This window comes from Streptomyces sp. NPDC094034, assembly GCF_040303865.1.
GTDB lineage: Bacteria > Actinomycetota > Actinomycetes > Streptomycetales > Streptomycetaceae > Streptomyces.
Genome location: NZ_JBEOUD010000012.1, coordinates 36226 through 49304 on the forward strand (window position 1 = coordinate 36226; position 13079 = coordinate 49304).

The following is a 13079-nucleotide window of genomic DNA, read 5'->3' on the forward strand; positions in this document are numbered from 1 at the left end:
AACCGAGGACCCTTCCATGGCTGAATCGCTCCCCACCACGCCTCCCGAGAAGATCGCACTCATCGGCATCGGCTGCCGATTCCCCGGCGGCGCCGGTGACCACCGGACCTTCTGGCAGAACCTGCTGGACGGTAAGGACTGCATCACACCGACTCCGCGCGACCGGTACGACGTGACCACCCTCGGCAGCCGGGACAGGACCAAGCCCGGCCGCCTGGTGGGTGGCCGGGGCGGATACATCGACGGCTTCGACGAATTCGATCCCGCCTTCTTCGGCATCAGCCCCCGCGAGGCCGACCATATGGACCCACAGCAGCGGAAGCTGCTTGAGGTGACCTGGGAGGCGCTGGAGGACGGCGGTCAGAAGCCGGCCGAACTGGCCGGAGCCGATGTCGGTGTGTTCATCGGCGCGTTCACCCTGGACTACAAGATCCTCCAGTTCTCCGACCTCCGCTTCGACACCCTGGCCGCGCACACGGCGACCGGCACGATGATGACGATGGTGTCGAACCGCATCTCGCACTGCTTCGACTTCCGCGGCCCCAGCGTCTCCATCGACACCGCGTGCAGCTCATCCCTGGTCGCCGTGCATCTCGCCTGCGAGAGCCTGCGCCGGGGTGAGAGTGGCCTCGCCCTCGCCGGCGGCACCCTGCTGCATCTGACGCCGCAGTACACGATCGCCGAGACCAAGGGCGGCTTCCTGTCCCCGGAAGGCCGCTCCCGTACCTTCGACGCCGCCGCGGACGGATACGTACGCGCCGAAGGCGTCGGTGTCGTGGCGCTGAAGCGCCTGTCCGACGCTCTGCGGGACGGTGATCCGATCCACGCCGTGATCACCGCGAGCGGGGTCAACCAGGACGGACGCACCCCTGGCATCACGGTGCCCAGCGCCGACGCCCAGGTCACCCTGATCGAGCGGGTGTGCGCCGAGGCCCGGATCGCACCGGGCAGCCTCCAGTACGTGGAAGCACACGGCACCTCCACCCCGGTCGGCGACCCCATCGAGGCCGACGCCCTCAGCCGGGCCCTGGCCGTCGGCCGCGAACCGGACGCCCCCTGCTATGTCGGCTCGGTCAAGACCAACATCGGGCACACGGAATCGGCCGCCGGAATCGCCGGGCTCATCAAGACCGCCCTCAGCATCGAACACCGCACGATCCCGCCGCACATCAACCTTGAGCGGATCAACCCCGCCATCGACCTCACCGCCGCGCCCTTCACCATTCCGGCACAGGTCACCGACTGGCCCGCGCACAAGGGACCGGCGCGGGCCGGCGTCAATTCGTTCGGCTTCGGCGGCACCAACGCGCATGTCCTGCTGGAGGAAGCACCGCCGCCCACCACCGAAGCGCGGCCTTCGGCGCCCCGCCCGCGCCACAGCGTCCTCCCGCTGAGCGCGCGCGACGCGTCCGGCCTGCCCGTACTGGCCGAGGCGATCCGCCGGCACCTGGCGGGGCCCGCCCAGGCCGCCCCCGGGCAGACCACATCCCTCGCGGACCTCGGACACACGCTCGCGCACCGCCGCCAGCACCATGACGCCCGGCTGTCCGTCGTCTACTCCTCCCGTGACGACCTGGACGAGGCGCTCGCCGCGCATGTACGGGGCGAGGCCCACCCCCGCGTGCTCGTGGGCCGACGGCGCGAGGACCTGCGCCGACCGGCCTGGGTGTTCACCGGCATGGGCCCCCAGTGGTGGGGCATGGGCCGCGAACTGTTCGCCTCCCAGCCCGTCTACCGGGACGCCGTCGTACGCTGCGACCGTGAGATCGCCGCGCTCACCGGCTGGTCGCTCATCGAGGCGATGAGCGTGGACGCGGCCGACTCCCGCATGGCGGAGACCTGGCTCGCCCAGCCCGCCAACTTCGCCGTACAGATCGGCCTCGCCGCCCTCTGGCGCGCCCATGGAGTGCACCCCGACGCCGTCGTCGGTCACAGCACGGGCGAGGTCGCCGCGTTCTACGAGGCGGGCGTGTACAGCCTGCGCGACGCGGCGCGGATCGTCGTGCACCGCAGCCGTCTGCAACAGCGGCTGACGGGTACCGGAAAGATGCTCGCCGTGGGCCTCACGGAGGACGAGGCCGCGCGCCGCGTCCAGCCGTACGGAGATCTGGTGTCCGTCGCCGCGGTGAACAGCCCGGCCGCGGTCACCCTCGCCGGGGACGAGACGGCTCTTGGCGCACTCGCCGAAGAGCTGAGCGCGGAGAGCGTCTTCGCCAAGTTCCTGACCGTCCGGGTGCCTTACCACAGCGCCCGCATGGGGGAGATCAAGGACGAGCTGCTGTCCTGCCTCTCCGGCATCGAACCACGCCCCGCCCAGGTACCGCTGTATCTGACCGCGCGTGAGGGCCTGGCCCACGGCACCGAACTCGACGCGGACTACTGGTGGCACAACGTCCGCGACAGTGTTCTCTTCCGCTCGGCCGTCGAGCGCATGGCGGACGACGGCCACCGTGTCTTCCTGGAGATCGGCCCGCATCCCGTACTGGGCCACGCGATCAGGGAATGCCTCGCGGACAGCGACGCCGAGCGGTCCACCGAGGTGGTGACCCTGCCCTCCATCCGCCGTGAGGAGGACGAGGAGATCCGTTTCACCACCTCGCTCGCCGCCCTCCACAGCCTCGGCCTCGACATCGACTGGGGCGTGCTCCAGCCCGCGGGACGGCCTGTATCGCTGCCGGCCTACCCGTGGAAGCGCGACCGGTACTGGACGGAACCGGATCCCGTGGCGCTGGTCAGGCTCGGCCGGGTCGACCACCCCCTCCTCGGCCGTCGGCTGGCCACCGCGGAGCCGGTGTGGGAGACAGAGCTCGACCTGGAGACCGCCCCGTATCTGGCCGACCACCGCATCCAGGGGCGGGCCCTGTTCCCGGCCGCCGGCTATCTCGAAATGGCCGCCCAGGCGGTACGGACCCTGACCGGCGGCACCGAGACCGCGCTCGGCGACATCGAACTGCGCAAGGCCCTGTTCCTTCCCGACGACGCGTCCCGCACCGTGCAGTTGGCACTCTCCCTGGAGGACTCCTCGTTCACCGTCGCGACCGGCACGGGCGAGAGCGGGGAGCGCGCGGTCCACGCGAGCGGTGTGGCCCGCGCCGACCACCGCCCCGCCGCCCTGGCGCCGCTGGACATCGACGCGGTCAGGGCCCGCGGCGAACGTCATCTCGACAGCGGAGCCTGCTACGCGTCGCTGAGCTCGCTCGGCTACCACTACGGTCCCGCCTTCCAGGGCATCGAGGAGGTGTGGACCGGCCGGGGCGAGGCGCTGGCCCGGATCCGTCCGCCCGAGGCCATCGGTGACGACGCGGCGGGCCACCACATCCATCCCGTTCTGCTCGACTCCTGCTTCCAGGCGCTTCTCGCCGCCGGGAGCCTGGGTGGTCCCCGCGCCCTGCCCACCCCGGTGGGGGACGACCGCCCGGCGGGCGGCTCCACCGGCATCCTGCTGCCCCTGTCCATCGCCGAGGTACGCACCGGCCCGGTCGGCGACCGGCCGCTGTGGGCCCATGCCCATGTCACCCGGCAGCGGGACGGCGAACTGGTCGGAGACATCAGCCTGTACGGCGACGACGGCCTCCCGCTCGGACGGGTCAGCGGTTTCCGGGCCGCCGACGTGGAACAGGCGTCGGCCGCCGTGGGGCTGGGCACGATCGACAACTGGCTCGCCGAACCCACCTGGACCGCGAGCCCTCTGGAGTCCGATCCGGCCACCGCTCCCGCGCCCGGCGGCTGGCTGCTGTTCGCCGACGCGCCCGGCGGAGTCGCGGACGCGCTCGCGGAGCTGGTCACCGCGGGCGGCGGCCGCTGTCACCTCGTACGCCCCGGTGACTCGTACACGATCAACCGACGGGCGGACACCTCGACCGTGGTGCCCGGGGGCATCGACGACCTGCGCAGGCTGCTGGCCGACCTGGCGCAGGACTCGGCGGGTTCCGGCGCCGCCGTCGACACCGTCGTGCACCTCTGGAATCTCGATCTGCCGGCCCTGGACGAGACCGAGCGCGGGCGCCTCGAAGAGCACGGCACCACCGGGGCGTACTCCCTGGTCGTCCTCGCGCGGGCGCTTCAGGAGGACCGGCGTCAGATCGCCGCGCCCGCCGCCCTGCACATCGTCACACGCGGTACGCAGGCCGCCGATCGCGGTGACGCCGTCGAGCCGCTGGGCGCCCCCGCCTGGGGCATCGGCCGCGTCCTGCGCCATCAGGAACTGACCGCGCACCGGGGCACGTTGATCGACCTCCCCCTCGTCCCGGAGGGCGCGCGGGCAGCCGATGGGCGAAGGGCCGAGGCACGGGCCCTACTGGACGAGATCCTGACGGCCGCCGCGCATCCCGGTCCGTACGAGGACGAGATCGTCCTGCGCCCCGGCCGCCGCCTCATCAGCAGGCTCACCCGCCCCAGCGGACTCACCCGCCCTCTGCCACCACGGCTGCGTCCGGACGGCGCCTACCTCGTCACCGGGGCGTTCGGCGCCCTGGGCAGGCTCCTGTGCCGCTTCCTCGTGCGGCGGGGCGCCCGTCATCTCATCCTCGTCGGCCGTACCCCCCTCCCCGACCGCGCGACCTGGCGCGACCTGGACGGCGACTCGCCCGCCGGCCGCAACGCGCGGTTCGTCAAGGAGCTGGAGGCCCTGGGCGCGCACGCGGTCCACGCGCGGCTGGACATCACCGACGAACCAGCCCTGGTCGCGTGGCTGGACGCCTACCGGAGCCAGGACGCCCCGCCCGTGCGCGGTGTGTTCCACCTCGCCGGGCATGTGCGGGACACGCTCGTGCCCGCCATGGACCGAGCGGCCTTCGACTCCGTCCTCGCGCCCAAGGCGGCCGGTGCCTGGCTGCTCCACCGGCATCTGCGCGACGCACCGCTCGATCACTTCGTCCTCTTCTCCTCGATCGCCTCGCTGCTCACCACCGCGGGCCAGACCAACTACGCGGCGGGCAACGCGTTCCTCGACGCGCTGGCCCACCACCGCCGTGCCCGCGGACTGCCCGCGCTCAGCATCGACTGGGGCCCCTGGGCGACCGGCATGATCGAGGAGCTGGGGCTGGTCGAGCACTACCGCGCCAGCCGGGGCATGAGTTCGCTCTCGCCCGACACGGGGATGGCCGTGCTGGAGCGTGTCCTCGGCCAGGACCGAGCCCAGTTGCTGGTCGCCACGGTGGTGGACTGGAAGGTCTTCCTCGCCTGGTACGCGTCGCCGCCGCCGCTCGTCTCGGAACTCGCCGACGGCGCCGACGGCGGCGCCGGACCCGACGAGGACAGCAGCTTCCTCGATGTCTTCCGCGCGGCGGACGAGGAGCGCCGCGCCGAGCTGGTCACCGAGCGGTTCACGGCCGCGGCGGCCACCGTGCTGCGTGCGCCCGTCGAACAGGTCGAGCGGACGAACAGCCTGGCCGCCCTCGGTCTCGACTCGCTCCTGGCGATGGAGCTCCGCGCCCGTGTCCTCACCGAGACCGGTGTCGCCCTGCCTCTGGTGGCTCTGCTCAGCGGCGCTCCCGCCGCCGAGCTGAGCGGTCAGCTGCACCGGGCGGCGGCGACTCTCGTCGCGGAGACGGCGGATACGGCGGGCGTCCCGGGTAACGCCGCGGTCGAGGTGTACGAGGACGAGTCGTGTCATCCCCTCACCCAGAACCAGAAGGCGCTGTGGTTCCTCAAGCAGCTGAACCCTGACGGGTTCGCCTACAACATCGGCGGCGCCGTCGAGGTCAGGACCCGGCTGGAACCGGAGCTGATGTTCGACGCCGTCCGGACGCTCGTGGCGCGGCACCCCATGCTCCGCGCCAACTTCTCGCTGGAGGACGGCCGGCCGGTGCAGCGCGTCTCGGCCGCGGGCGAACCCGACGTGGGGATGTTCGACGTGCAGGGCCGCGACTGGGACGACATTCACGACCTGATCGTCCGTGAGTACCGCCGTCCGTACGATCTTGAGCACGATCCGCTGATCAGGATCCGGCTGTTCAAGCGGGGCCCGGACCGCTGGATCATCATGAAGGCCGTCCACCACATCATCTCGGACGCCATCTCGACCTTCACGTTCATCGAGGAACTGCTCGCGCTGTACGAGGGGACGCGCGAGGGCCGCCCCGTCGAACTGCCGCCCGTACCGGCCCGGTATCTGGACTTCCTGAACCGGCAGAACCGGTTCCTGGCCTCTCCCGACGCGCGCCGCATGCTGGACTACTGGCGGAGCAGCCTGCCCGCCGAGGTACCCGCCCTCGATCTGCCCACCGACAAACCTCGGCCGGCGGTGCAGACCCACAACGGCGCGTCCGAGTTCTTCGTCCTGGACACGGACCTCAGCGCCCGCGTGCACGCCCTGGCCCGCGCACACGACGTGACGGTCTACATGGTGCTGCTCAGCGCCTACTACGTCCTCCTGCACCGCTACTCGGGCCAGGAGCAGATCATCGTCGGCAGCCCGGTGACCGGCCGCACCGATGAGGAACTCGCCTCCGTCTACGGCTACTTCGTCAATCCGCTGCCGTTGTACGCGGACCTGTCGGGCGACCCGTCCGTCGCCGCGCTGCTCTCCCAGGTCCGCAGAACCGTCCTCGGCGGGCTCGACAACCAGGAGTACCCGTTCGTCCTGCTCGTGGAGGAGCTGGGCCTCCAGCACGACCCGAGCCGGTCGGCGGTCTTCCAGGCGATGTTCATCCTGCTGGCCCACAAGGTGGCCTCCGAGCAGTACGGATACCACCTGGACTACATCGAACTGCCCGAGGAGGAAGGCCAGTTCGACCTGACGCTGTCGGCGTACGAGGACGAGGCGGAGCGGCGCTTCCACTGCGTCCTGAAGTACAACACCGATCTCTTCCTGCCCGAGACCGTGAGCCGGATGGCCGGGCACTACATGAATGTCCTCGACGCCCTCACCCGCGCGCCCGCCGAGCAGCCGGTGGCCCGTCTCGATCTGCTGGGCACCGGGGAGCGCGCACGCCTCGTCCATGACTCCACCGCGCGGGGGCGCTCGCTCCCCCATGACAAGCCGGTGGACCGGCTGATCTCCGAGGCCGCCGCCCGACACCCGGACGCCGTCGCGGTCTCCGTACCGTCCGAGTCGGGCGGCACGGAGCATCTGACGTACGGCGAGCTGGAAAGCCACGCCCGGCGCCTGGCCGGCCGGCTGGTCGACCGGGGTACGGAGCGCGGGGACGTGGTCGCCGTGTGCCTGCCCAAGTCACCCGAGTTGATCGTCACACTGCTCGCCGTCCTCAAGGCCGGCGCCGCGTATCTGCCCCTCGATCCCGACCATCCCACCGACCGGCTCACCCATATGCGGGACAACGCGGGGGCGGCCCTCGTCATCACCGGCGCCGCGGACCGGGAACGGCTCGCGGCCCCGGGGGTCGAGGTTCTCACCGACGTCCTCGCGGTGGACGGCCCCGCCGTGGCGGGGGGCAGCGGCGCGCCACGCCGCCACGAGTCCCGCGCCGAGCTGGACTCGCCCGCCTATGTCATCCACACCTCCGGGTCGACGGGCCGCCCCAAGGCCGTGCGCGTCAACCACCGCGCCCTGGCCGCCCTACAGGCCGCCTGGCAGGAGGAGTACGGCCTCGGCACGGAGCCCGGCGTCCATCTCCAGCTCGCCGCCGTCTCGTTCGACGTGTTCACCGGCGACCTCGTCCGCGCCCTGTGCTCGGGCGGGCGGCTGGTCCTGATCGGCCGCGATCTGCTGCTCAACACCGCCCGGCTGTACGAGACGATGACCGCCGAGGACGTCGACTGCGCCGAGTTCGTCCCGGCCGTCGCCCGCGCGCTCATGGACCACTGCGCGTACGGCGGCCACCGGCTGGACTTCATGCGGCTGCTGATCGTCGGCTCCGACGCGTGGAAGGTCGAGGAGTACGAGCGGCTGCGCGGCTTGTGCGGCCCCGGCACCCGGGTGATCAATTCGTACGGCCTGACCGAGGCGACGATCGACAGCGCGTATTTCGAGGGCCCCACGGAAGGGCTCGAACCGAACCAGCAGGTGCCGATCGGCACGCCCCTGCCGAACTGCTCCCTGCACATCCTGAGCGACCATCACGACCCCGTACCACCGGGTGTCACCGGCGAGTTGTGGGTCGGCGGCGCGGGTCTCGCCCTCGGATACGCGGGCGACCCCGAACAGACCGCGGAGCGTTTCGTGTCCCTGCTCCTGGACCGCGGTCCCGGGGCCGCCCCCGAGCGGCTCTACCGCACCGGCGACCTGGCCCGCAGAGACGCCAGGGGCCTGATCCACCTCCTCGGCCGCGCGGACGCGCAGCTCAAGGTGCGCGGCCACCGCATCGAACCGGGCGAGATCGAGTATCCGCTGATGTCCCTGCCCTGTCTCGCCCAGGCCGTCGTCACGGTCCGTACGGATGCCCGGGGGGAGCCGGCCCTGTGCGCCTACTACGTACCGGTGGCGGGAAGCGAGCCGGATCCGGGCGAGTTGCGCGGACACCTCGCCGAGCGGCTGCCCACCTATCTCATCCCGGCCCACTTCACCGCACTCGACGCCTTGCCGCTCACCTCGAACGGCAAGGTCGACCTCGCCGCGCTGCCGGAGCCCCGGGCCGAGTCCGGCGAGGAGAGCCACGAACCACCGGTCACGCTCTACGAGGAGCGGATGGCCGCGCACTGGCAGTCCCTGCTGTCGCTGGGAGGCGTGGGTCTGCGGAGCGACTTCTTCGCCTCCGGCGGCAGCTCCATCAAGCTCATCGAGCTGATCCACCGGCTCCAGGCCGAGTTCAACATCACCGTCCCGGTCAGCCTGCTCTTCAAGGTCACGACACTGCACGGCATGGCCAGAACGGTCGAGGACATCATCACCGGCAAGATCTCCGGGGGCCGGCCCTATCTGATGTTCAACACCGGCCAGGGCCCCACGCTGTTCTGCTTCCCCCCGGCCGGTGGACATGGGCTCGTCTACCGTCGGCTCGCCACGCATCTGCCCCAGTACGAGCTCGCCGCCTTCAACCACATCGACGGCGACGACAAGGTGATCCGCTACGCGGACCTCATCGAGACGCTCCGCCCCGAAGGTCCCTGTCCCGTGTTCGGGTACTCGCTCGGCGGCAACCTGGCCTTCGAGGTCGCCAAGGAACTGGAGGGGCGTGGCCGCGAGGTCCCGCATGTGGTGATCATGGACTCGTACCGCATCCTGGAGGCCCATTCGCTCGCCGCCGAGCACATCGAGGCGTTCGAGCACGAGTTGCGTGGCCATCTGCACCGCCACACCCGTTCCACGGCGGTCGCCGACGAAACGCTCGCCCAGGCCAGGGAGTATCTGGACTTCTGCGGCCGCACCCCCAATCTCGGCACGGTCGCGGGGACCGTCAGCGTGATCTCCGACGAGCGGAAGGCGGCCCTCTACTCGGCGGGCCGGCGCGGCACCTGGCACGGCAGCTCGACCACCCGTACCGAACTGCTGCGGGGGCACGGCACGCATGCCGAGATGCTGGACGAGAAGTACCTCGCGCGAAACGCGGAACTCACCGTCGCCATCCTCACCGGCGTCACCGGTCTCGCCGGGGGTGAGACGCATGTCGCATGAGTCCAGGCCCGTATGGCAGCGGCGTGAGCGGAGTCCGGGGGACAAGCCCCGGATCATCATCGTGGGCGCCGGCATCGGAGGGCTGTCCACCGGCTGCTACGCCCAGATGAGCGGCGCCGAGACCCGTGTCTTCGAGCGGCATGTCCTGCCGGGGGGCTGCTGCACGGCCTGGTCCAGGCAGGGCTTTGTCTTCGACTACTGCATCGAGTGGCTCACCGGCACCGGCACCGGCAACGACGCCAACCGGGTGTGGCGGGAGCTGGGGGCCCTGGACGGCAAGACCATTGCCAACTTCGAGATGTTCAACACCGTTGTCGACGCGGCCGGACGCGCGGTGACGTTCTACAACGACCCCGACCGGCTGGAGAAGCATCTGCTGGAGATCTCGCCCGTCGACGCGCGGCCCATCCGCGCCTTCTGCCGTGATCTCAGGCGCTTCATCGACATCAACCACTATCCGTTCATCACGCCTCCGCCACTTCAGACGCCCCGGGAGAAGCTGGCCGAACTACGCGTGATCCTGCCGGACTTCCTGCTGTTCTGGCGGACCGCCGTGACCCGTATGGAGCGCTTCGCCGACCGGTTCCAGGACCCGCTGCTGCGCCGGGCGTTCCCGTTCATCTTCTTCCAGGACCACGAGGTCTTCCCGCTGCTGCCGTATCTGTTCAACATGGCCAGCGCCCACCACCGGAACGCGGGCTTCCCGCAGGGCGGCTCGCTGGGCCTGGCCAGATCGGTGGAAGAGCGGTACACCTCGCTGGGCGGACGTGTCGACTACCGGACACGGGTCGCGCGCGTCCTGGTGGAGAACGATCGTGCGGTGGGGGTGGAACTGCGCGGTGGCGAGCGGCACTACGCCGATCATGTCGTCTCCGCCTGCGACGGCTACACCACGATCCACGGGCTGCTCGACGGCAAGTACACCAGTCCCAGGGTCGACAAGCTCTTCCGGATGATGGACCGTCCTGAGCTGGTCTACTCCGGTGTCGTCTCCGCCTTCGTCGGGCTCAAGGGCGAGTTCGACCCCGCGGAGAGGCACAGCACCACCTATTTGCTGTCCGACGAGGACAGCGCCGCCCTGCCGAGCGTCCTGCAGAAGAGCATGGTCGTCCAGTTGCGCTCCCGCTACTCGGACGGCTTCGCCCCACCGGGCAAGTCCGTCGTGCACTGCACGTATTTCAGCGACTACACGTACTGGAAGGACTTGCGGCGCACCAACCGCAAGGCGTACTGGGCGCGCAAGCAGGAGGTGGCCGACTTCGTCCGTGCCTTTCTGGCTCGGCACCACCCCGGCATCGCCGAGGCCATCGAGGTCATCGATGTGGCCTCCCCCACGACCACCGAGCGGTACACCGGTGTGCGGGGCGGCAGCATCCTGGGCTGGAAGTCCTTCACCGACGCCGATGACGTGATCACGGAACTGATCAACAAGGACCGGATGCGGCTGCCGAGCCTGGCGGGTTTCTCCCTGGCCGGGCAGTGGTTCGGCGGTGGCAGTCTGATCCGCGCCGCCGCGAGCGGACGGTTCGTCACCCAGTTCATCTGCCGGGAGCTGGGGCTGGAGTTCCGCGCCTGGGAGAGCGGCGGAACGGAGCCGTGGCATCCGGGAAAGCTGGGCCGGCTGCCACAGCTCGAACAGCGAGGTGTCCGGTGAGCACATGGTGAGCACGGTGAGCGCCCAGGCATCGGGCCCCCGCCCCAGTCGTCCGGAAAATCGAGGAGGAGAGCAGCGTATGGCGCCTGCCAAGCGCAGGGAATCCATGATCATCATCGGTGGCGGGCTCGGTGGTCTGTCCACCGGCTGCTACGCGCAGATGAACGGCTACCGCAGCCAGGTCTTCGAGATGCACGAGATCCCCGGCGGCTGCTGCACCGGCTGGGGCCGGGGCGACTTCACGTTCGACTGCTGCGTCAGCTGGCTGCTGGGCAATGGCCCCGGCAACGAGATGCATCAGATCTGGCTCGAACTGGGCGCCCTCCAGGGCAAGGAGATGCGCCACTTCGACGTGTTCAACATCGTGCGCGGCCAGGACGGGCGGGCCGTGTACTTCTACTGCGACCCGGACCGGCTCGAAGCCCATCTGCTCTCCCTGTCACCGGCCGACGCCCGTCCCATCCGCTCGTTCTGCGCGGGACTGCGGAAGTTCCGCTCGTGCCTTCCCGCCTATCCGTTCCTCAAGCCGGTCGGCCTGATGAGCCGGTGGGAGCGCTGGCGCATGCTGGCCGGCTTCATCCCGTACTTCAACCTCTTCCGGACCTCGATGTCCGTGCTGATGACGGAGTATTCGTCACGCTTCAAGGACCCGCTGCTGCGCGAGGCGTTCAACTACATCCTGTACGAGAAGCACCCCGCGTTCCCGGTGCTGCCCTTCTACTTCCAGATGGCCGCGCAGGCGAACCTCTCGGCGGGGGTGCCCGAGGGAGGCTCCCTGGGACTCGCCCAGTCGATCGCCCAGCGGTACACCAGGCTCGGCGGCGAGATCACGTACAACGCCAAGGTCGAGGAGATCCTTGTCGAGAACGACCGCGCGATCGGGGTGCGGCTCGCCGACGGGCGCGAGTACCACGCGGACCTCATCGTCTCGGCCTGCGACGGCCCCACCACCCTGATGAAGTTCCTCGGTGGCCGGTATCTCGACGACGACTACCGGCGGCTGTTCACCCGGACCATCGAAGAGCCCGGCATGGTCTTCCCCGGCTATGTCAGTGTGTTCCTGGGCCTGCGACGGCCCTTTCCGCAGGGGGAACCCACCACCACGCATCTCCTTGACGAGGAGACCGCCTCGCGGCTGCGCGGCATCCGGCACCCCAGCCTCAATGTCCAGTTCCGCAGCCGGTACTACCCCGAGCTCTCGCCGCGCGACACGACCGTCATCTACGCGACGTACTTCTCCGACACCGCGCCCTGGCGCGAGCTGAGCGAGGGACCGGAACAGCTGAGCCGCCTGCGCAGAGGAGGGGAGTTGCACACACTGCCCGTACGGCGCGGGCGCGCGTACTCGCTCGCCAAACGCCGGGTCCGGGACACGGTCGTCGACTTCCTGGAAGAACGCTATCCGGGCATCAAGGAGTCCATCCAGGTACGTGACACCTCCACTCCCCTCACCCAGATCCGCTACACGGGCAATTACGAGGGCACCTTCCTCGGCTGGCAGCCCTTCGTCGAGAGCGGCGAGGCCATGGAGGAACTGGTCAAGAAGAACGGACCAGTCCTGCCCGGCCTGGAGAACTTCTACCTCTCCGGCGTCTGGGCCACCACGGGCGGCCTCATCAGGGCGGCCGGCGCCGGACGGCAGGTCATGCAGTTCATCTGTCGCGACGACGGCATCGATTTCACCGCCTCCGTCGACGATTCCGCGCCCCCGCCGACCCATGTCCTCATCCCCGTGGGTCCCGGGTCTCCCGCGCGCGAGCCGGACATGTCCGCACCGCCCCAGCCCGTGCGTCTCCCGCACTGAGCACCACCGAGAAGCGTCGAGCAGCGCCGAGCAACGCTTGACGACCGTGAGCGCCGGGGACCGGCGGCGACCGCACTGCCCCAGCACCGCACCAGGAAAGACCGCAC

The 13079-nt window shown here is 70.2% G+C and carries 3 protein-coding genes; all 3 read left to right on the forward strand.

The features are described from left to right. The first annotated feature begins 16 nt into the window (after positions 1–16). The 3 genes from ABTZ59_RS13675 (at position 17) to ABTZ59_RS13685 (ending at position 12972) form a co-directional block, all read left to right on the forward strand. The gene (locus tag ABTZ59_RS13675) at positions 17–9514 is read left to right on the forward strand and encodes a non-ribosomal peptide synthetase/type I polyketide synthase (protein ID WP_351395615.1); all 9498 of its coding nucleotides are present in this window, start codon (positions 17–19) and stop codon (positions 9512–9514) included. Then, a complete protein-coding gene (locus ABTZ59_RS13680; protein WP_351395618.1) occupies positions 9504–11168 on the forward strand; it encodes a phytoene desaturase family protein in 1665 nt (554 codons plus the stop codon). The genes ABTZ59_RS13675 and ABTZ59_RS13680 overlap by 11 nt, the downstream gene beginning before the upstream one ends. Before the next feature lie 106 nt (positions 11169–11274). Then, on the forward strand, positions 11275–12972 hold the full coding sequence (locus ABTZ59_RS13685; protein WP_351395898.1) for a phytoene desaturase family protein: 1698 nt from the start codon (positions 11275–11277) through the stop codon (positions 12970–12972). The last annotated feature ends 107 nt before the right edge of the window (positions 12973–13079 follow it).